This window comes from Glaciecola sp. XM2, assembly GCF_018595715.1.
GTDB lineage: Bacteria > Pseudomonadota > Gammaproteobacteria > Enterobacterales > Alteromonadaceae > Glaciecola.
Genome location: NZ_JAHEOJ010000020.1, coordinates 422,688 through 443,110, shown reverse-complemented (window position 1 = coordinate 443,110; position 20,423 = coordinate 422,688). Strand labels below are relative to the sequence as shown.

19 protein-coding genes are annotated in these 20,423 nt (G+C 45.0%); 10 read left to right on the top strand and 9 right to left on the bottom strand.

Annotated features, from left to right (window positions below; translation table 11 throughout):
• The first annotated feature begins 25 nt into the window (after positions 1-25).
• The 6 genes from KJ365_RS06590 (at position 26) to KJ365_RS06565 (ending at position 5,585) form a co-directional block, all read left to right on the top strand.
• Entirely contained in the window at positions 26-922 is an 897-nt protein-coding gene (locus KJ365_RS06590; RefSeq protein ID WP_214450829.1) for a ribokinase, read from the top strand.
• Between the two features lie 35 nt (positions 923-957).
• The gene (locus KJ365_RS06585) at positions 958-1,899 is read left to right on the top strand and encodes a nucleoside hydrolase (protein WP_214450828.1); all 942 of its coding nucleotides are present in this window, start codon (positions 958-960) and stop codon (positions 1,897-1,899) included.
• The gene (locus tag KJ365_RS06580) at positions 1,889-2,503 is read left to right on the top strand and encodes a 5-formyltetrahydrofolate cyclo-ligase (RefSeq protein ID WP_214450827.1); all 615 of its coding nucleotides are present in this window, start codon (positions 1,889-1,891) and stop codon (positions 2,501-2,503) included. Before KJ365_RS06585 ends, KJ365_RS06580 begins: the two co-directional genes overlap by 11 nt.
• Positions 2,504-2,513: 10 nt before the next feature.
• Positions 2,514-3,167 carry a ribose-5-phosphate isomerase RpiA gene (gene rpiA / locus KJ365_RS06575; RefSeq protein ID WP_214450826.1) on the top strand — a complete coding sequence of 218 codons (654 nt, stop codon included), beginning with the start codon at positions 2,514-2,516 and terminating at the stop codon, positions 3,165-3,167.
• A 139-nt stretch (positions 3,168-3,306) separates the two neighbouring features.
• A complete protein-coding gene (gene serA, locus KJ365_RS06570; protein WP_214450825.1) occupies positions 3,307-4,539 on the top strand; it encodes a phosphoglycerate dehydrogenase in 1,233 nt (410 codons plus the stop codon).
• 275 nt (positions 4,540-4,814) lie between these two features.
• Positions 4,815-5,585, top strand: coding sequence for a substrate-binding periplasmic protein (locus KJ365_RS06565; protein ID WP_214450824.1), 771 nt, complete (start codon positions 4,815-4,817; stop codon positions 5,583-5,585).
• A 134-nt stretch (positions 5,586-5,719) separates the two neighbouring features.
• Here the strand turns inward: KJ365_RS06565 and KJ365_RS06560 are convergent, their stop codons facing one another.
• The 4 genes from KJ365_RS06560 to KJ365_RS06545 all read right to left on the bottom strand — a co-directional run bounded on the left by KJ365_RS06560 (position 5,720) and on the right by KJ365_RS06545 (position 8,654).
• Positions 5,720-6,469: a DUF481 domain-containing protein gene (locus KJ365_RS06560; RefSeq protein WP_214450823.1), complete on the bottom strand. Its 750-nt coding sequence runs from the start codon at positions 6,467-6,469 to the stop codon at positions 5,720-5,722.
• A 110-nt stretch (positions 6,470-6,579) separates the two neighbouring features.
• Entirely contained in the window at positions 6,580-7,425 is an 846-nt protein-coding gene (locus KJ365_RS06555; RefSeq protein ID WP_214450822.1) for a DUF481 domain-containing protein, read from the bottom strand.
• A 57-nt stretch (positions 7,426-7,482) separates the two neighbouring features.
• On the bottom strand, positions 7,483-8,301 hold the full coding sequence (locus KJ365_RS06550; protein ID WP_214450821.1) for an HDOD domain-containing protein: 819 nt from the start codon (positions 8,299-8,301) through the stop codon (positions 7,483-7,485).
• A gap of 110 nt (positions 8,302-8,411) precedes the next feature.
• On the bottom strand, positions 8,412-8,654 hold the full coding sequence (locus KJ365_RS06545; protein ID WP_214450820.1) for a DUF1289 domain-containing protein: 243 nt from the start codon (positions 8,652-8,654) through the stop codon (positions 8,412-8,414).
• A 176-nt stretch (positions 8,655-8,830) separates the two neighbouring features.
• Between KJ365_RS06545 and KJ365_RS06540 the strand changes: the two genes are divergently transcribed.
• Entirely contained in the window at positions 8,831-9,103 is a 273-nt protein-coding gene (locus KJ365_RS06540) for a hypothetical protein (RefSeq protein WP_214450819.1), read from the top strand.
• A 48-nt stretch (positions 9,104-9,151) separates the two neighbouring features.
• On the opposite strand, the gene lpdA is transcribed toward KJ365_RS06540, so the two are convergent.
• The 5 genes from lpdA to ampE all read right to left on the bottom strand — a co-directional run bounded on the left by lpdA (position 9,152) and on the right by ampE (position 17,334).
• Positions 9,152-10,573, bottom strand: coding sequence for a dihydrolipoyl dehydrogenase (gene lpdA, locus KJ365_RS06535; protein WP_214450818.1), 1,422 nt, complete (start codon positions 10,571-10,573; stop codon positions 9,152-9,154).
• A gap of 164 nt (positions 10,574-10,737) precedes the next feature.
• Positions 10,738-12,711 (bottom strand): pyruvate dehydrogenase complex dihydrolipoyllysine-residue acetyltransferase, encoded by a 1,974-nt coding sequence (gene aceF / locus KJ365_RS06530; protein WP_214450817.1) that lies wholly within the window; start codon positions 12,709-12,711, stop codon positions 10,738-10,740.
• An 11-nt stretch (positions 12,712-12,722) separates the two neighbouring features.
• Entirely contained in the window at positions 12,723-15,407 is a 2,685-nt protein-coding gene (aceE, locus tag KJ365_RS06525) for a pyruvate dehydrogenase (acetyl-transferring), homodimeric type (protein WP_214450816.1), read from the bottom strand.
• A gap of 130 nt (positions 15,408-15,537) precedes the next feature.
• Positions 15,538-16,284, bottom strand: coding sequence for a pyruvate dehydrogenase complex transcriptional repressor PdhR (pdhR, locus tag KJ365_RS06520; protein WP_214450815.1), 747 nt, complete (start codon positions 16,282-16,284; stop codon positions 15,538-15,540).
• A 111-nt stretch (positions 16,285-16,395) separates the two neighbouring features.
• A complete protein-coding gene (ampE, locus tag KJ365_RS06515) occupies positions 16,396-17,334 on the bottom strand; it encodes a regulatory signaling modulator protein AmpE (protein ID WP_214450814.1) in 939 nt (312 codons plus the stop codon).
• A gap of 155 nt (positions 17,335-17,489) precedes the next feature.
• Here ampE and nadC point away from each other — a divergent pair, with 155 nt between their 5' ends.
• The 3 genes from nadC (at position 17,490) to KJ365_RS06500 (ending at position 20,316) form a co-directional block, all read left to right on the top strand.
• Positions 17,490-18,338 carry a carboxylating nicotinate-nucleotide diphosphorylase gene (gene nadC / locus KJ365_RS06510; protein ID WP_214451308.1) on the top strand — a complete coding sequence of 283 codons (849 nt, stop codon included), beginning with the start codon at positions 17,490-17,492 and terminating at the stop codon, positions 18,336-18,338.
• 228 nt (positions 18,339-18,566) lie between these two features.
• On the top strand, positions 18,567-19,001 hold the full coding sequence (locus tag KJ365_RS06505; RefSeq protein ID WP_214450813.1) for a pilin: 435 nt from the start codon (positions 18,567-18,569) through the stop codon (positions 18,999-19,001).
• A 103-nt stretch (positions 19,002-19,104) separates the two neighbouring features.
• Entirely contained in the window at positions 19,105-20,316 is a 1,212-nt protein-coding gene (locus KJ365_RS06500) for a type II secretion system F family protein (protein WP_214450812.1), read from the top strand.
• Positions 20,317-20,423: the final 107 nt, after the last annotated feature.

Genomic DNA, 20,423 nt, shown 5'->3' with positions numbered 1-20,423 from the left:
CTATCCTTATATAATGGAACACTCAATGGCTGTTTATAATTTTGGCTCCATCAATATTGACCATGTTTATCAAGTACCCCATTTTGTTACACCCGGCGAAACCCTCTCTTCAAGCGATTATCAATCGATCTTAGGGGGCAAGGGTGCAAATCAATCGGTTGCAAGTGCAAAAGCAGGTATCGATACGTTTCACATAGGCGCCATTCATCAAAGCGACTTGCCTATGTTGAGTGCCATGAAAGATGCAGGTGTTGATATGAGCCACGTATCGGCGCAAACCGAGGTCGCTTCAGGTCATGCAATTATTCAAGTGAATCCAGAAGCCGAAAATGCCATCTTTTTGTTTCCAGGCGCCAATCATTTGTTTAACGAAACGATTATTGATAAGGCACTTAGCACCGCCACTTCACAAGACTGGGTGTTGCTGCAAAACGAAACCAACGCGATCGATAAAATCATCGAGCACGCCTTTGCGGCTAACGTACCTGTCGCTTTTAATCCTGCGCCGATGACCGATAGTGTGCGCCAACTTCCTCTTGATAAAATAACGCTGTTAATCGTCAATGAAGTCGAAGCCATGCAACTGACAGATTGTGACAATGTCAAAGACGCAAGAGAAGCATTACTTGTGATGTCTGACAACACGCAGGTCTTACTTACATTGGGTAAAAAAGGCGTGTGCTACATGCATAAAGGCCAGCAGACTCAGGTGGATGCATTTAGCGTAGACGCCGTTGATACCACCGCTGCCGGTGACACCTTTATTGGTTATTTTTTAGCAAACTTTGCTCAAGGTAAGCCCATTACAGACGCCTTGCGTACCGCGTGTGCAGCATCAGCAATCAGCGTAACGCGGGCAGGTGCAGTACCCTCTATTCCAAGCGCTATGGAAGTGGATGCGTTTTTAAGAAAACATGCTTAAGACACAAAATAAACACAACAAGAATTGAAGCACCTATGACACATAAAATAATATTAGACACCGACCCGGGCATCGACGATGCAATGGCTATATTTTTTGCCTTTCAAGCACCTGAAATTGAAGTCCTTGGTTTAACGACCGTATTTGGCAACGTGCCTGCAACGATGGCTGCAAAAAATGGCCTGAGTTTGGTAGAGCTTGCAAATAAGAATATTCCCGTATGCCTTGGGGCGGCCATGCCGCATGTTGGTCCTGAATCTACCTATGCGCATTTTGTGCACGGTGACGATGGGTTTGGCAATATTAATCACCCTGCCCCTACAGGCGACATTGACCCGCGTACCTCTGCTGAGTTTATTGTAGAAATGGCGCGTAAATACCCGGGCGAAATCACCATCGTAGCCGTCGGCCCGCTAAGCAACCTAGCATTAGCTTTGAAATTAGAGCCGCAACTACCGTCTTTGGTAAAAGCGGTCAATATAATGGGCGGCGCCGCTTTTGTGCCAGGCAATGTCACGCCGGTTGCAGAGGCCAATATTTGGAACGACGCATATGCGGCCGAAATTGTCTTTGGCGCATCGTGGCCGATTAATATGTTTGGCCTAGACGTCACCTACGACTTGCCGTTTCCACCTAATTTCACCGCTACTTTGCGTGAACAAAACCAAGTATTAGGCGGCTTTGTAGAGCGTGCAGCTCGCTTTTATACCGAGTTTTATTCCCAAGGCAAAGATGAGCCACAATGTTTTTTCCACGACGCTTTTCCACTTGCATATCTAATAGACCCTAGCTTATTTGAGATGACCGAAGGGCACTTACGCGTAGGTACGGACCCTTTGCATCAAGGACAGACAAGTTTTGCGCCAGTGGGCACCACCACCAGTGAGCATTGGCTAAAGATGCCGCTGATACGCGTGGCGACGAAGGTCGACCACCCTCGCCTTACTCGATGCTTCATTGAGACCTATGGCAAATAGGGATACCATCGAACCGCTCAGCGCGCGAAATGATGCGCGCCGAGCTTATCGAAAAGCACGAAATTCACTGTCTAAAGACCAGCAATCATCTGCCGCTATAACACTCACCGCACAGTTTAAACAGCACTCGATTTATGCGTCAGCGCGTCGCGTCGCATTGTATTTAAGTAACGACGGTGAGGTGAGCACTGAGCATCTGATTGACCACTTATGGGAACACAAAACTGAAGTCTATCTGCCGGTATTACATCCCTTTGCTTCTGGGTATTTATTGTTTTTACGCTACCAGCCCCACACACCCATGAAAAAAAATCGCTTTGGCATATTAGAGCCCACGCTAGATTGCTCAGCGGTTTGCCCGGCCTCGCAATTAGACATCATTTTCACTCCCCTAGTGGCCTTTGACGTGCATGGCAATCGCCTAGGTATGGGTGGTGGGTTTTACGATCGCACCCTTGCAGGTATAAAAAGTTCAGGCGCAGACCGCCCCGCCATTGTCGGACTCGCGCATGAATGTCAAAAGTCAGCAAATTTACCTGTTGAAACATGGGACATTCCATTATCCTATGTACAGACGCCCTTACAACTTTACCCATTCACTTAAGGAAGTTTTTGTGACTCAAGATGATAAAAAACGCGCCGCTGCTATTGCCGCCATTGACTATGTTGAAGAAGGTTCGATTGTCGGCGTTGGCACCGGTTCAACGGTCAACTACTTTATTGATGCATTGGCAGATAAACGTGATTTTATTAAAGGCGCAGTATCTAGCTCTGAAGCCTCAACGGCTCGTTTAAAAAAGCACGGCATTGAAGTGTACGACCTCAATGAAGTTAGCAGCTTAGATATTTATGTAGATGGGGCTGATGAAATCACTGAGCACAAAGCAATGATAAAAGGCGGAGGCGCAGCCCTCACCCGCGAAAAAATTGTCGCCGCGGTGGCAAAGCGCTTTATTTGCATTATCGATGACACAAAGACTGTGCCGGTACTAGGTCATTTTCCGCTCCCAGTTGAGGTGATCCCCTTAGCGCGCTCATATGTTGCCAGACAAATCGTAAAGCTAGGCGGCGACCCCATGTATCGACAAGGCGTGGTAACAGACAATGGCAATGTCATCATTGATGTGCACAACCTAACTATCCTTAACCCATCTGAATTAGAAAGCCAGCTCAATCAGATTGTTGGTGTAGTCACCAATGGGATTTTCGCCCATCGTGGTGCAGACGTTGTTTTAACGGGCACCGATCAGGGCGTCACCACCCGCTAGTAGCATCTGGTTTTATCAGCAAAGCACTATTTTGTGCTTTGCGTTTGACAGAAAGTTTGCTATCTTGCATCGCCTATAGACGTCTAGATGTCTTTTTACCAAATCACCTGCGGGTGACGTATCCATAACGAGTCCAAGCATGAGCAAAAAATCATTAGCCAAAGATAAAATCAAAATTCTTTTGTTAGAAGGCCTGCACAACAGTGCATTAGAAACCTTTCAGGCCGCCGGCTATCACAATATTGAGTCACTTAAGACATCCTTACCCGAAGATGAGTTAATTGCCAAAATTAAAGATGCCCATTTTGTTGGAATTCGTTCACGCACCCAGCTTACCGAAAACGTCATAGCACATGCTGAGAAGCTCGTTGCCGTAGGCTGTTTTTGTATTGGCACCAATCAGGTCGACCTAAAGGCAAATCTCGTTCGCGGTATCCCGGTGTTTAATGCGCCTTTCTCGAATACCCGCTCTGTAGCTGAATTAGTGCTTGGTCAAATTATCCTTCTACTTCGTGGTATCCCTAGCAAAAATGCAAAGGCGCATCGCGGGGAGTGGGAAAAAAGCGCAGTAGGCTCTTATGAAGCACGAGGCAAAACCCTTGGCATTATTGGTTACGGCCATATCGGTACTCAGCTTAGTATCTTAGCGGAACACCTTGGCATGCGCGTACAGTTTTATGATATTGAAGATAAGCTTGTATTAGGCAACTCTATGCAGGTGAAGTCGCTGAAAAAACTGCTCAACACCTCAGATGTCATCAGTCTGCACGTACCTGAAACCACCCATACTCAAAATATGATTGGTGAAAAAGAACTGAGCGAAATGAAAGACGGTGCCATCTTGATTAATGCCGCACGCGGCACTGTTATCGATATCCCAGCGCTTTGTCAGGCTTTAGAACTTGGCAAGATAAGCGGCGCAGCTATCGATGTTTTTCCCATTGAGCCAAAGTCAAACAGTGAAGAGTTTGAGTCACCTTTGCGGCAATATGACAACGTTATTTTAACGCCGCATGTTGGCGGTAGCACACAAGAAGCACAGCAAAACATTGGCATTGAAGTCGCCGGAAAGCTAATTAAATACTCCGACAACGGCTCAACATTATCGGCTGTTAACTTCCCTGAAGTATCCCTACCGGCTCACGTTGACCGTTCGCGCTTGTTGCATATTCATAAAAATCGCCCAGGTGTAATGACGCAAATTAACCAAGCGTTTGCCGATAAAGGCATCAATATAGCCGCACAATACCTACAAACTAATGAAGAAATAGGGTATGTAGTGGTCGATGTAGAGGCAAAAAATGCAGATGAGGCATTTGAACATCTTATGCAAATCGAGGGCACGATTAAGACTCGCATGTTGCATTGGTAACCTGTGATAGCAATAAGTGAAGCTTCCAGATGTTTCTAAAGGGGCTCGCTGTTGCTTATTTTTTAAAGCCTTGGTGCATTGAGGATGGCATTCATCCTTAATGTTCTCATGTATACGCACTACTTTTGCGCTAATACGACTGAATGCATTGCTCATTTTTTAAGTACTTCCCTTAGCTCCTCAAGATGAATTAATTTGCTATAGAACCGTTTAAAACCTATTGTATTACCATTAACTTGCCAATTGTTTAACGTCATTAGGATGGTTGTAACGCCATGAATTCATCTGCTGTGCGCGGCTCAATAACCGCCATCACACTATTCTTTTTTTGCACCTTGTCTTACGCAGAATTACCAAAAATTGAGATAGTCTCGGAAGTCGATTGGTCTGAGGGCAAGGACGTAAGCGATTATAAAGGTAGCCTAATCAGCCAAATCTCTACCTTAGTATTGGAAGAAATGGGATATGAGGTAAACGTCTACTTCACACCTTGGGCAAGGGCGTTAAGGATGACAATGGACGGAACTGCTGATGGCGTAGCCGGTATTTACTACACAGAGCAACGAGCAGAGTCTTTAATATATTCAAGTCCTGTCGCTACCCGTGAGTTAGCACTTTTTAAAAGAAAAGATCGCGACATTGTCTTCAACGGAGATTTGACCGCTTTAGCACCGTATAAAGTGGGCGTTGTGCGAAACTACACTTATGGCGAAACGTTCGACAATGCAAGCTACCTTGAAAAAGTCGTAGCGATCAAACCTAGCAATAACCTGAGAATGCTATTAGCCAACAGAGTAGATTTAATTATCGATTCCACCAGCACAATCGAGGTTTTACTCAAGCAATTTCATCCAGCACAGGTAAATGACGTTATCGCCTTAGAGCCAATTGTCCAAACAGAAAATGTCTACTTTGCTTTTTCTAAAACGTTAGAGAATCACCAGGAGCTGACGCTACAATTTAACGAGACACTATCAAAATTAAAACGCGACGGTTCAATCCAAGCGCTCGAGAGTAACTATATTATCAATCAACAAGCCCCTTAATTACAGCGTGTGTGATCTCGATGCTATTGGGTGTGAAGACACAACTTGCCCAAAAAAGCACGCTGCCAAAGCCTTTACTTGTGCATAAAAAAGGCGCCTTCAAAACACAGGCGCCTATTCTCAAGATAACAACGTTAAAAGAAGTTATAAACCAAAGTAACCGCGGTCTCTGTATCTAGGTTATCCAAATCATCAGCAACTTCTGAGTTGTGATCAAACTTAATGGATACCTTAAGCGACAGTCCGCCAGCTATTTGTGCAGTAAGTGCAGTTTCTGCTCGTGATTTTATGTTGTCAGAGCCGTATTCGGTTGAAAACGTTTGCGTAAAGCGCGCCGTTTCAGACACATTCCATAGGTAAGAGAATGCGCCACGGATAATCGGGCTATCAAAGCTCTCGCCATCTTGAGTTTCAGCAAAAGAATAACCAGGACCGATACTGTAATCAAAAGCAGAGGTTTCATTTTCCCATACTTTTTGGTTCCAACCGCCGGCTAGCGTGCCTTGGTATTTAAAGTTACTAAAGCGGTCGTCTTCAAACGATGCGAAGCCAAATAATCGATGGTTAGGGTTTTCTAGCTTGTAGTTACCTTGGGCTGACGCGAAGAACTTCTGAGCAGTCGTACGGTCAAGCTCTTCACCCAAGTCATCTTCAACCGTATCGCTCTTGTAAAGTCCTTCGATAAGATAGGTATTGCTCCACTTATCAAACTCTTGTGACGCCGATATGCCTGCTGAGATTGAGGTTGTTTGTGTGTTACCGGTGGTGACAATGAAGCCAAACTCGCCATCCATAGTAAAGGTTTTCTTTTCCTCGTCTTGAGCAAGTGCAGCGGTCGAGCCTAAACATAGTGCTAGAGCTAGCGTGAGGGATTGTATTTTCATATCGCATCCATTTGTATAGTGTGGTTATCTAAATTGCCATATCCGACTTGGGCAGCACACCCATATAGCGCTGAGGCGCGTATAATATAGAAAGCAGCCCTATAAACCAATTAAAAAAACTGATAAACCATAGAAATACTGGTTTGCGTCGTAAACGTGTCTACTTCTTGTGAGACATTTTCATCAACGGCCATTTCAAATGAGAACTTCATTGCCAAGCGCTCGAATATTTTAGCTGACACCGACGTTTTTGAGCGCGCCCGCGTATTGACCTCTCCCATCTCAGCGCTAAGGGTTTGCCTGAAGCGGGCATCGTTTTTAAAACGATATTGATAATCGGCTGTTGTCCTGATGATAGCTTCGCTTACTTTCAGTCCAGTATCGTCCTGCTCAGAGCGCGTATAACCGGGCCCAATACTGTAACGAAATTCCGTATGACGCTTTTTCCACGCCAACTGACTCCATCCGACTACCGCGGTAAACTGATCTCTGACACGTAAGAATTGATTATCGTCATACTCCGCATAGCCAAATAATCGATTGTTAGGATGGGTAAGTTTATAGTCAAATTGCGCCGACACTTGGATACGATTAGTCTCTAGATCTTGTACGTCATCATCATCAAGCTCGGTCTTACGCCTGAGGACTTGCAAGAAGTATTGATTGCTCCAGCTTTGTAGCTCTTGTTTGGAGTCAAGCGCCAATTTAAGCATGCGCGTCGACGTATTGCCAGTGGTCACCAGTGCCCCAAATTCGCCATCTAAATCAAAAGAAGGGCCCTGTTCATCTGTATCTGACCAATCATCAGATACCGTGGTATTGAGCAACTTAATCAGATTTCGACTGGCACTAGGATTTTTGAAAAAGTCAGAGGCTTTTTCTTGGGTATCTATTTTATTTTCTGCAAAACTCGAGGCTGAAGCGACGAGCAATGCTAGCATCAACATGTTTTTCATTTAGCGCGAACTTTTTAGTTTGAAGAAAATCCGTTCGCGCGTTTTACTAAACCAGATTTATTTTAATGATGCTGCTATTTTTAGAGATTCAGCCGACGCGAACTCATAAATAATATCATAATCTTCCCGTGTTAGGTCAATTTCCTCGAGGATAGACTTTGCAATATGAGGGTGTTCCAGCACATCGCCCCCCTCCTCAAGTGTGGTCATGACATTTGCAACGAAAAGCACCTTGGCATCTAGACCCAAACGACCATTAGTATCTTCGAGTTCTAATAATGGCTGCCACAAAATTTCTGGTAACGCCCATGTTTTCATGATCATGCCGCTGCATTTAGCAAATGTGCTACCAAAGATTTTAGTTTCGGCATGCGGCGCAAACATCTGTGTTTTTAGCTCTGCGTAGTTTGCATACTTTTCTGGAAGGTAGGTCGCGCAAACCAATTCGCTTAGATTTTCCAATATACCCATGGCAAAAAAGCGTTCGCTGCCGCGCATTTGCATTTGTTGTGCGAGCGCTTTTCCCATCAATCCATTGAGTACCGCTTTGTGCCAGAACTTGTCAAAGTTGATAAGGGATGAATCAAAAGACTTAAACGCAAGGTTTGCGGTTTCTGCCATTGAAATATTGTACGCAGCCTCACCGCCAATGACGTTTAGCGCCTTTTGTACCGACGACACTTCAGACGGAAAACGGAACAAGGCACTATTGGCGAGTTTAAGCACCTTTGCACTTAGTGATGGGTCAAGTGACATCAACTTAGCAATATCTGCACTGCCAGAGGTTGGGTCATCCAATAAACTGCGAAGACGCACACACGTGCTTGGCAGGGTGAATGATTTGGATGCGAATTTCACAATAGGAGCTACAGTCATTGCATTTACTCTGTTTTCTAGACTGAGAGGATACTACTGCAATTTAAGGGTGTGTGGGGTTCACTTTTTGATACCTACTAAACGGGATTGATACCCAATCGGTAGGCGACCTAAAACAAAGACCCTTGATTGAAATGCGTATCGCTTTGCTGTTGCTGTCGCTGCCTGGCAATGTGTGAACGTTTACGCCGAGTGCAGGCTTGCACAATGATACGCTTGGTGGCATCGTCAATACTATGCCAATGGGTGCGCTCTTCTCGGCTGCGAAAACAGCCAATGCAGTAGCCACGAGGACCCGACTCGCATACACCGATGCAAGGACTGGGAATGTCAAAAAACTCGAGCTGCTGCATACTTAACCTAGCGTCATAATCGGACGATTATTATAGTCTGTGCCCTGACAAATACTATCCTGCGTTTTTGTACAGCATTAGCCATGCCCTATTGTTCTGTGCCGAGGTGCAGTTGTGCTTAAAAATCATAAAATTAAAGTAATGCTTTGCAACTCATACAACGCCAAGGAGGGCACATGCAAAGCACAAACTACTTTAAACAAAAACGGCTGGAACCGTCTCAAATGCATATTAAACAACGTTGGATAGAAAATACTTATTTGTCACCAGAATTTCGACTGTTGCAATCAGATGGTCGGGTGAGCCTGTTTTCAAAAGTATCAGAAATGAATAATCAATATCTGCGACTGATTTTGTTAAAAGATGGCAAAACGGTAAGAGACGCTTATTTTGATAAGCACTTTAACCCGAGGATGGCTGCCAGAGGATTACGTGGGCGCCGACTATAAAAAAAGGTGAACGTCAATGTTCACCCTTCTTGCTTACATTGTGTATGACTACTTTTTCTTTGCTTTCGGGTTTGGCATATCTGTGATGCTACCTTCAAAAATTTCAGCGGCTAAACCGATTGATTCATTCAAAGTAGGGTGAGCGTGGATAGTCAGTGCAACATCTTCTGCATCTGCACCCATCTCAATTGCCAAGCCAATTTCTCCAAGCATTTCGCCAGCGTTAGTTCCGATAATCGCACCACCGATAACGCGACCAGTGTCTTTATCAAAGATCATCTTGGTCATGCCGTCAGTCGCAGCAGAGGCAATCGCACGACCCGATGCTGCCCATGGGAAAACAGCCGCTTCGTAATTAACACCCTGCTCTTTTGCTTCTTTTTCAGTTAAGCCAACCCAAGCAACCTCTGGCTCAGTATAGGCAACGGATGGAATACCTTTCGGATCAAAGTAGTGCTTCTTGCCAGCAATTACTTCTGCGGCCACGTGACCTTCATGTACCGCTTTATGCGCAAGCATCGGCTGTCCAACTAAGTCACCGATGGCGTAGATGTTCGCTACGTTGGTGCGCATTTGCTTATCAACATTAATAAAGCCACGTTCATCGACTTTTACGCCTGCTTTGTCGGCCGCAACAAGAGAACCATTTGGTCTACGTCCAACCGCAACTAATACTCTGTCGTAGCGCACGGGCTCAGCTGGGGCATTTTTGCCTTCAAACGTTACATACAGGCCATCGTCTTTTGCGTCTATTGCGGTAACCTTAGTTTCAAGCATGACGTTAAACTTGTCTTTAATGGTTTTCATGTAAACTTTAACGATGTCTTTGTCTGCCGCTGGCATTAGTTGGTCTAAAAACTCAACCACGTCGATGTTTGAGCCTAGCGCATGGTATACGGTACCCATTTCAAGGCCGATAATACCACCACCCAGTACTAGCATTTTTTCTGGAATATCTTTCATTTCCAACGCGCCAGTAGAATCCATTACACGCTCATCGTCATGCGGAATGAAAGGTAGGGTCACCGGCTCAGATCCCGCTGCGATAATCGCATTGTCAAAGGTAATGGTTGTCTTACCATCAGGTCCATCTACTTCTAGGGTGTTTGCGCCTGTAAATTTACCATAACCCTGCACATGCTTAACTTTGCGCATTTTTGACATGCCGCTAAGACCCTTGGTCAATTGACTCACTACGGAATCTTTCCAACCGCGAATCTTATCAAGATCAAAGGTTGGCTCTCCAAAAGTAACGCCGTGGCTAGACAGGTGCTTTGCTTCTTGAATAACCTTTGCAACATGCAAAAGCGCTTTAGAAGGGATACAACCTACATTAAGACATACGCCACCTAGGGTTTCTCTAGCATCCACAATTACTGCATCGATGCCTAAATCAGCAGCTCTAAAAGCGGCTGAATATCCGCCAGGACCTGCACCAAGTACCACTAACTGCGTTTTTATTTCGCTCATTATGACCTCAAATTACTGTGTTAAGTTAACCGCGTGTTTATTGTCCGTAATTGTACGGCAAAGCGGTCCTAAGTTTGAACCCTAAATACAAGAATTCTCACTTAAATTTCATTATTTTCGTATTCTTTATAAGCTCTTACGAAAAACGGCTCTATTTTCGTAATTTATAGCAAGATACGACGAATATCAGCTAAGCACTCACCAAGGTGAACGGCAAACCGTGCTGCCAATGCGCCATCAATCACTCGATGGTCATAAGACAACGATAATGGCAACATTAAGCGAGGCTGGAACGCTTTACCATCCCACTTTGGTTTGATCTCACTCTTAGATACACCCAAAATCGCAACATCAGGTGCATTGACAATAGGTGTGAACGCTGTACCACCAATGCCGCCCAAACTTGAAATAGTGAAGCAACTGCCCTGCATATCGGCTGATTTCAACTTACCATCACGTGCTTTCACACTGATTTCCATCAGCTCTTTAGATATTTCCATCACGCCTTTCTTATCGACATCACGCACAACCGGCACTACAAGCCCTCCTGGCGTGTCTACCGCGATACCAATATGATAATACTTTTTGTGTATCAAAGACTCACCGTCTTCAGACAACGAGGTATTGAACGTTGGGTATTGCTTTAAGGCATCGGCAACGGCTTTCATCATAAATACGAGAGGCGTTATTTTGACCCCAAGCTTACGCTTTTCAGCAATAGCGTTTTGTTGCTTTCTAAAGTCTTCTAAATCGGTAATATCCGCCTCTTCAAATTGGGTCACGTGAGGGATGGTTACCCAATTGCGGTGCAGATTTGGACCCGAAAGCTTCTGAATACGAGTTAGAGGCTTGACTTCAATTTCGCCAAACTTGCTAAAATCAACTTTAGGTTGTGCAATCACCTGCAAGCCACCAGCACCTTGAGTAGCCGCAGCACCCGGGGCTATCTTAGGACGTGAAAGCTCATACTTAACATACGATTGCACATCTTCTTTAACAATCCGGTTTTTACGACCTGAGCCTTGGACCAAGGTAAGATCGACACCAAACTCACGGGCTAATCGACGTACAGAAGGAGATGCGTGCACAACACCAGTTTTCGCTTTTTCACCCGCAGATGGGTGATGTGGCACTGGTGGCGCTTTGGCAGCCGGCGCAGGTTTTGCTGGCTCAGGAGCCGCTTGTGCCGGTGCAGGCGCGCTTGGCGCAGACGCGGCCTCAACATTATCCCCATCACCTTCAACTTCTAACATGAGTACAAGCGAACCTTCAGAGACTTTGTCTCCTACTTTTATCTTCAGCGATTTTACCACGCCCGCTTGTGGTGCTGGCACATCCATCGTTGCTTTATCAGTTTCTAAGGTAATCAATCCATCTTCAGCTTGTACCGAATCGCCCTCGGCCACCAGTACTTCAATCACATCTACGTCGGTATCACCGCCGATATCTGGCACGGTCACCTCGATAGTGCTAGTGCCCGCTGCTTTTGCTGGTGCTGCTGACTCTGTTGCTTGACTTGGCTGGTGCGCAGGAGCGGCCTCTGGCGCACTACCTGAAGCACCGGTAGATAGCGTTAAAATCAAACTACCCTCAGATACTTTATCGCCGGTTTTCACTTTCAAAGACACGACTTTACCCGCCTTTGGTGCAGGCACATCCATAGTGGCTTTATCGGTTTCTAGGGTAATCAGGCCATCTTCTTCGGCAACTTCATCTCCCTCACTGACCAACATTTCAATGATTTCAACATCGGTTGCATCACCAATATCGGGCACCACAACTTCAATAACTTCACTACCGCCGGCGCTTGATGCCGAAGGCTCAGGTGAAGCACTGGGTACTTGAGGCTCAGCTTGCGCTGGTGGAGCGCTCGGCGCGGGAGCTTCTGTGCTCTCACCGCCAGCTTCTTCAGCCTTACCAAGCACATCACCTTGCTTAATTTTGTCACCCACTTTGACGGAAATCTCTTTGATGACACCGTCAAATGGAACAGGAATATCCATGCTGGCTTTATCGCTTTCTACCGTAACAAAAGCGTCTTCAGCCTGCACTGTCTGGCCAACTTCAACACAGATCTCAATAATTTCAACGTCATCTTCACCTACGTCGGGTACAACTACATCAACTAAATTTGCCATGAAAAGTCTCCTTACGCGTAAAGTGGGTTAATTTTGTCAGGGTCAATCTCTAAATCCTTATGTGCTGCTAGTAAGTCTTTTTCAGAGAAATCACCTTGCTTGAATAGTTCATACAATGCCGCATAAGCAATATTGTTTGCATCTACTTCAAAATGACGTCGTAAGTTTGCTCTTGAATCAGAGCGGCCAAATCCGTCTGTGCCAAGCACACGATATGCACCAGGAACATGCCCACGTACCTGCTCGGCGTATGCTTTAATGTAGTCGGTTGCCGCAATAGTGGGCCCATCAAAACCTTCATTTAATACTTCGGTAATGTATGGCACCAAAGCTTTCGCTTTAGGGTTACGCAGATTGGTTCGGTCACAATCCATCGCATTTCGTCCAAGTTCGTTAAACGAAGTCACACTATATACTTCAGCCGCTACGCCATATTTATCATGTAATAAGGCTGCCGCCTCTCTCACTTGAACCAATATGGTGCCACAACCTAACAGCTTCACCTTCTTCTTAGATTTAGCCGTACCGACCTTATCAAGCAAATACATGCCTTTTAAGATCCCCTCTTCGCAACCTTTCGGCATTTCAGGTTGTACGTAGTTTTCATTCATCACAGTGAGGTAGAAAAATACGTTTTCTTGGTCTTCGAGCATACGGCGAATACCGTCTTGCACGATGACCGCAACTTCGTAGCCATAGGTAGGGTCGTAGCTCACGCAATTAGGAATAAGACCGGCTTGAATATGGCTGTGCCCATCTTGGTGCTGCAAACCTTCACCATTTAGTGTGGTGCGTCCTGCCGTACCGCCAACCAAAAACCCGCGACACTGCGAGTCACCGGCAGCCCATGCCATATCACCTACACGTTGGAAACCAAACATGGAGTAATAAATATACACAGGAAGCATTGGTAGGTCGTTCAAAGAGTATGACGTGCCTGCCGCGACAAATGACGACATCGCACCAAGTTCATTGATACCTTCTTGCAATACCTGGCCTTTTTTATCTTCACGATAATAAGCGACTTGGTCTTTGTCTTGAGGAATGTATTTTTGGCCAGAGTTGGAATAAATACCTACCTGACGGAACAAGCCTTCCATACCAAAAGTACGGGCTTCATCTGGAATAATCGGTACCACGCGACTACCCATCTGCTTGTCTTTGAGCATGACCGTTAAGACGCGTACAAATGCCATAGTGGTGGATATTTCACGATCACCAGAGCCTTTCGTCACAGCATCAAACGCTTTTAACGGCGGTGCTGGCAACTCTTCTGTCGACTTCGCTCTGCGCACCGGCATGTAACCGTTTAACGCTTCGCGTTTTTGGCGCAGATACTTCATCTCTGCGCTGTCTTCTTCAAACTTGTAGTAGCTTAATGACTCACACTGCGCGTCAGATAATGGAATGTTGAAGCGATCGCGATATTGCAAAATCGATTCTGCGGCCATTTTCTTAACGTTGTGCGCAATATTTTTACCTTCGCCTGCTGAGCCTAAACCATAACCTTTTACGGTTTTGGCCAAAATAACCTGGGGTCTACCTTGAGTTTCAGTCGCACGTTTATACGCTGCATATACTTTTACAGGGTCATGTCCACCCCGATTCAGGCGCCAAATGTCTTCGTCTGACATATTCGCAACCATGTCTTTAAGCTCAGGATATTTACCAAAGAAGTTTTCACGGGTGTAGTTACCGCCTTTGGCTTTGAAGTTTTGATATTCACCGTCAACGGTTTCGTTCATCACATCTAATAGTTTGCCATGGGTATCACGGGCAAGTAGTGAATCCCAATAACGACCCCAGATGACTTTAATCACTTCCCAACCAGCGCCTCTAAAAACGCCTTCTAATTCTTGGATAATTTTACCGTTACCACGCACAGGGCCATCTAAGCGCTGCAGATTACAGTTAATCACGAAGGTTAAGTTATCGAGGTTTTCGCGAGAAGCTAAACCGATTGCGCCTAAGCTTTCTGGCTCATCTACTTCGCCATCTCCCATAAAGCACCATACGCGCTGGTTAGAGCAGTCTTTTAAACCGCGATTGGTGAGGTATTTTAAGAAGCGTGCTAGGTAAATAGCCTGCATAGGACCTAAGCCCATAGATACCGTTGGGAATTGCCAGAAGTCAGGCATGAGTTTAGGGTGAGGATACGAAGATAGTCCTTTGCCATCCACTTCTTGTCTAAACATATCAAGCTGGTCTTCGCTCAAACGTCCTTCAATGAAAGAGCGAGCATAAATACCCGGTGAAGCATGACCTTGAACAAACAAATAGTCGCCACCGTTATCGTCGGTCGGGGCACGGAAGAAATGGTTGAAACCTACATCGTAAAGCATGGCTGAAGAGGCAAAACTTGAAATATGCCCGCCAAGCTCTAAGTCTTTTTTGGAACCGCGCAATACCATCATGATCGCATTCCATCGAATGGCATTGCGAATCGATGTTTCAATGGTTTGGTCGCCTGGCATGGTTGGCTCTTGGCCTGCCGGAATAGTATTGATGTATGCAGTAGTTGCATCGTAAGGCAAATGCGCGCCGTTACGTCTTGCTTTCTCAATCATTGACTCTAATAAAAAGTGCGCGCGGTCTACGCCGTCTTGCTCTAAAACGGCTTCTAATGCGTCTAGCCACTCGGTCGTTTCTTGCGGATCTAAGTCTGGGAGTTCGTTTGTAAGCCCGTTATCAGCCATAGTTCTTTCCTATTCTCTTGTTCGAAAGCAGCATCGCTGTTGCAATTTTGCTTATGTCCATGTGCTCACTTGTTAAAGGTGAACAACGTTTATTTAGTCTGTTGTATTCTTATATGTGACCGTCTTGGTGCTATTCAGCCGTTATTCGACGTAAACTTCTTTGCACGGTGGCATCACGTTGATTAATGTCTAAAAGGGTTTGTTCAATAAATTCTAGATGTTTGTGACTGGCGCTGCGCGCTTGGATTGGGTCGCCCGCCACGATTGCATCGACAATCTCTTTTCGCTGCTGCTGTATGGTCTGCTCTACATCAGCACCGCTTCTCAACATCGCTAAGTTGCCTCGAATATTTTCAACCAACATAGGCTGCATCGTGCGCATGACATGCATCAGCACATTATTATGAGCAGCTTTCGACATGGCAATATAAAATTCAGATAAGGCCGCGGCTTCGGCTTCTTTGTCTTGTTGTAGCGCAGGATTACTTAGCGCTTGTAAAGCATCTTGGAGTAGCGCGAAATCTTTACTCTGCCCGCGTAATGCTGCGTAGTAAGCAGCCATACCTTCTAAGGCATGTCTAAATTCCAGTAAGTCGAATTGCGTTTCAGGACGGCTAGCAACCAAATCCATTAGAGGATCGGTCATCGTCTTGTTAAGGCTTTTGGTCACAAAAGTGCCACCACCCTGCTTTCGTATAATGAGGCCCTTTGCTGTTAAATTTTGGATGGCTTCACGCAAGGATGGTCTAGAAACTTGAAATTTTTCTGCCAGTAATCGCTCAGGCAGTAACTTTTCGCCGGCAATTAATGTGCCGTCGAGGATCATCGATTCAAGCCGCTCGGTGATCATATCTGAGATTTTTGCTTGTTTAATCATTAGCTTACTCAATAAAGTTGCATCGCATTGAATGCAATGTGATTGCTTTGGTTAAATGGTATTACCAATCAACCAACGCATTGTAAGCAACTTTTATCTCTGCGTAAAGCGTTAAGCAACTAATCCGACCATTGTAAGCAACGACACGCTCATCAGAATAAAGACCACATTACGCTTTACCAATTTAACTAATTGTAAAGGTTCGGTGAGATGTTCATCCATAGTGCTAACATCCTCAGCGGCTTTAGATACTTTTGCTAGCGCGTCATATGTGGAAATAGATGGATTAAGCAAAATCTCAAACCAAGCGCTCATCGCATTGGTGAAATGACCAACAACCAAAAAACCAAAAGCGGTAATGCGAACCGGTATCCAGTCAATAATAAACAGCAACTTGTTAACGGCTGAATCATTCGGTGCTAATGGCGTGACTTCTTTATTGGCACTGAGCTTTGCTTCTATCTCTTCTTGGGTGGGTGCGCTGGGCTGTGCATCATCCTCATCACTAGTATCGTCATTCATTGTTAATACATTTTGTTCAGCGCGCTTTTTTTGTTGAACAGCCCATTCTTTTACCAGTGAATAAAACACCACACCTGGCGCACCAAGTAAAATAAAAAACAGAATCACAGAAGCATACTGACGGTAATTAACCAGCACTAGCTGTTTACCTACATTAGATAATGCGCCGCCTTCATTCCCAAACGACATACTGTGCAGTGCACAAGCCTGAAAATCCTCTCGATGCGCAGCCTGAAGATATTGTTTATAGGTTTTTCGTGTGACCGGACATCCTAAGCAGACCCACAGCACAAAGACGTTAGCAATAAAGACGGCCAATATCGGTAACCATGACAGTACTATATATAACAGCAATGCTGGAATAAGGGCGAGCATCACGCTGGCAAGCATATTTGGACGTTCTTTTACATATTCTCTATTAATGAGAATGTTGAAGTATGATTCTGCAAGCGTTGCAATATGGAACTGTTTGGACTTGTTGGTAACGCGTTCTAGCGCCATCACGATAAGTAACGAAAGAAGTGTCACGTCAACCTCACTATCAGTGGAGTAAAGTATGAGTATATGTGTTGCGCGCACAGGTTCAATATAAATGCACAAGTTTTTATTTGTTGCTAGCGAAGCGATGTGCAAGTCATTACACTATGCACACGAAAAATCCAGGACCACAGCAATCACTTATCATGGTATTTGAATTCCCCCAGATTATAAAAGACGATGTTGCCGTTGCGCTTCAAGAAGACTTAGGCGGCGAACTGCGTTGTGAGAACGACATTACCGCAAACCTTATTGACAAAGATGCAACCGCACGTGCACATATTATTACCAGAGAAGCGGGCATACTTTGCGGTCAGCAATGGGCAAGCGAAGCATTCTATGCCTGCGACAGTGCAGTGCAGTTGCAATGGCACAAAGAAGATGGCGACGTATTACTCCCAAGCGACCGGCTATTGAGTATCAGTGGCAATGCTCGTGCTATCTTAACGGCTGAAAGAACGGCGTTGAACTTTCTACAGTTTCTCAGCGCAACCGCGACGACTACTCACCGTTACGCTCAGTTTTTAAGCGATGTAAAGACACAATTACTTGATACACGAAAAACGTTGCCAAGATATAGACAAGCACAGAAATATGCGGTAGTTTGCGGCGGCGGTACAAATCACCGTATTGGCTTATATGATGCTTTTCTGATTAAAGAAAATCACATCAAAGCTTGTGGCAGTATTCAAAAGGCAGTCGAAAAAGCACGCACCATGGCCCCCGATAAACCCATAGAAGTAGAAGTAGAATCCCTCGATGAACTCAATCAAGCTATTTCGGCAAGTGTCGATATAGTAATGCTAGATAATTTCAATAACGAACAGATCTTACAGGCAGTAGCATGTGCAGATGGGCGTTGTAAACTAGAAGTATCTGGCAATATTGTGGAAGAAAGGCTACGGGAATTAGCGCAAACCGGTGTCGATTTTGTTTCTTCTGGCGCGTTAACTAAGCATGTTAATGCATTGGATTTATCGCTTTTAATTGAATAGTTTCATGGACTTAACTAATAATTAAATGGTGAAGAAATACGCTCGGTGTGTAATTCCGAACACTTAGGTATGCAACTGCATACTTCACAACTGAATTGCTGGTTTTATAATCGGTTCCGAGGTTGAGAAGGAAGTGTTGTTTAGGCAGGTCTTTTGAAGCCACATTTAACTTTACTTACTATTTGTAACTATGAATGCGTTAGTAGCGCAACTTGAGGATTAAACACCATGTCAAACTTTACTAAATCTACTCAAAAAGGTTTTACCCTAATCGAACTAATGATTGTTGTTGCAATCATCGGTATTTTGGCTGCTATCGCGTTGCCAGCTTATCAAACTTACACAGACCGCGCTAAGTTCTCTGAACTAGTAAGCTCTTCAAGTGCTGCAAAGACTGCAGTAACTGTATGTTTACAAATTAATGGTGATGAAGCTCAGTGTGGAACTCCTGAAGATAACGGCATACCGGCAACAACACCTGCAACTGACACCAATGCTGGTGTGGCTGTAGGGGCTGGCGGAGTTATTACTGTAACAGGTAAGACCAACAATCCAATCGCTGGTGAAGATACTCCAACATATACACTTACTCCAGATTATACTCCTGCTACTGGCGTAATCGTTTGGGATGAGGCTTGTTTCCCAGTGACTCTCTGTGGTTAATTAAGCATATAGTAGTGGAGATTGTAGATTCCCACTATTAGCCAAGAGCCCAGCCATGCGTTGGGCTTTTACTCTTCCATGTTGATATAAACAGAGAAACATTATGGCAAAAGTAATAGAAACCTTTATTTGGCAAGGCGCTGATCGTAGCGGTAAAAAAACGAAAGGCGAAATTACTGCCGGCTCCGCAGTGGAAGCCAAAAACCTTCTTAGGCGTCAAGGCATTTCAGCAAAGACAGTAAAGAAGCAATCTAAATCACTTTTTTCGTTTGGCGACAAAAAGCCAGACGCAAAAGATATTGCCCTACTTACGCGACAATTAGCGACCATGCTAAACGCTGGCGTAACGCTTATACAATCTCTTGAAATGATTGGCCAAGGTCATGCAAAAGCCAGTATGAGAACGATGGTGGGCGAAATCACCAATGAAGTGCGCTCCGGTAACCCGTTGAGTGCATCCCTAAGAAAATACCCCCTTTATTTTGACGACTTGTACTGCGACTTAGTCGAAACTGGTGAGCAATCAGGTTCATTAGAAACCATATACGAGCGTATTGCGGTATATAAAGAGAAGGCCGAAGCGCTTAAATCAAAAATCAAAAAGGCGATGTTCTACCCAATTGCGGTATTAGTCGTAGCCTTTATTGTAACGGTGATCTTGCTGGTATTTGTTGTACCACAGTTTGAATCCATCTTCGCTGGATTTGGCGCAGAACTCCCCGCGTTCACGCAAATGGTGCTAGGCATATCGAAGTTTGTGCAAAACTACGGGATTTTTATTGGCATAGGCATGGGTATCGCTGGCTTCTTATTTGTCAGAGCCTATCGGGCATCCCCAAAATTGAGAGACTCTCTCGACGCAAAATCGCTTAAGATTCCTGTGATTGGCGAAATATTAACAAAAGCTTCGATCGCGCGCTTTAGCCGCACATTGTCCACCACTTTTGCAGCGGGTGTTCCCTTAATCGGTGCCCTTGAATCATCTGCCGGCGCATCAGGTAATGCGGTTTATCGAGACGCTATTTTGTACATGCGTAAAGAAGTTTCTGCGGGTATCCCGATGCACACCGCAATGCGCGCAACGCAAGTATTTCCATCTATGGTGGTACAAATGGTATCCATCGGTGAAGAGTCAGGCTCGGTAGATGAGATGCTCAGTAAAATTGCGACTATCTATGAGGCCGAAGTAGACGATATGGTTGACGGTTTGACTAGTCTTCTAGAGCCGATGATTATGGCTGTGTTAGGCGTCGTAATTGGTGGCTTGATTATTGCGATGTACCTTCCGATATTCGCAATGGGCGCAGTGGTATAAGACATCTGCTCCAATGAATCGAAAAATACAAGGCTTGCATTCATGCAAGCCTTTTTTATGCCGTTAACCCTAGTAACATATTACAATATTTGCACCTTACAAATGCG

Excerpts from the sequence above, each read along its gene's own strand:
- serA (WP_214450825.1), top strand. The coding sequence starts at position 3,307 with ATGAGCAAAAAATCATTAGCCAAAGATAAAATCAAAATTCTTTTGTTA.
- KJ365_RS06545 (WP_214450820.1), bottom strand. The coding sequence starts at position 8,654 with ATGCAGCAGCTCGAGTTTTTTGACATTCCCAGTCCTTGCATCGGTGTA.
- KJ365_RS06585 (WP_214450828.1), top strand. The coding sequence starts at position 958 with ATGACACATAAAATAATATTAGACACCGACCCGGGCATCGACGATGCA.
- KJ365_RS06560 (WP_214450823.1), bottom strand. The coding sequence starts at position 6,469 with ATGAAAATACAATCCCTCACGCTAGCTCTAGCACTATGTTTAGGCTCG.
- pdhR (WP_214450815.1), bottom strand. The coding sequence starts at position 16,284 with ATGATTAAACAAGCAAAAATCTCAGATATGATCACCGAGCGGCTTGAA.
- KJ365_RS06550 (WP_214450821.1), bottom strand. The coding sequence starts at position 8,301 with ATGACTGTAGCTCCTATTGTGAAATTCGCATCCAAATCATTCACCCTG.
- lpdA (WP_214450818.1), bottom strand. The coding sequence starts at position 10,573 with ATGAGCGAAATAAAAACGCAGTTAGTGGTACTTGGTGCAGGTCCTGGC.
- nadC (WP_214451308.1), top strand. The coding sequence starts at position 17,490 with ATGGTATTTGAATTCCCCCAGATTATAAAAGACGATGTTGCCGTTGCG.
- KJ365_RS06500 (WP_214450812.1), top strand. The coding sequence starts at position 19,105 with ATGGCAAAAGTAATAGAAACCTTTATTTGGCAAGGCGCTGATCGTAGC.
- KJ365_RS06590 (WP_214450829.1), top strand. The coding sequence starts at position 26 with ATGGCTGTTTATAATTTTGGCTCCATCAATATTGACCATGTTTATCAA.
- KJ365_RS06555 (WP_214450822.1), bottom strand. The coding sequence starts at position 7,425 with ATGAAAAACATGTTGATGCTAGCATTGCTCGTCGCTTCAGCCTCGAGT.
- KJ365_RS06505 (WP_214450813.1), top strand. The coding sequence starts at position 18,567 with ATGTCAAACTTTACTAAATCTACTCAAAAAGGTTTTACCCTAATCGAA.
- KJ365_RS06580 (WP_214450827.1), top strand. The coding sequence starts at position 1,889 with ATGGCAAATAGGGATACCATCGAACCGCTCAGCGCGCGAAATGATGCG.
- aceE (WP_214450816.1), bottom strand. The coding sequence starts at position 15,407 with ATGGCTGATAACGGGCTTACAAACGAACTCCCAGACTTAGATCCGCAA.
- KJ365_RS06540 (WP_214450819.1), top strand. The coding sequence starts at position 8,831 with ATGCAAAGCACAAACTACTTTAAACAAAAACGGCTGGAACCGTCTCAA.
- KJ365_RS06565 (WP_214450824.1), top strand. The coding sequence starts at position 4,815 with ATGAATTCATCTGCTGTGCGCGGCTCAATAACCGCCATCACACTATTC.
- aceF (WP_214450817.1), bottom strand. The coding sequence starts at position 12,711 with ATGGCAAATTTAGTTGATGTAGTTGTACCCGACGTAGGTGAAGATGAC.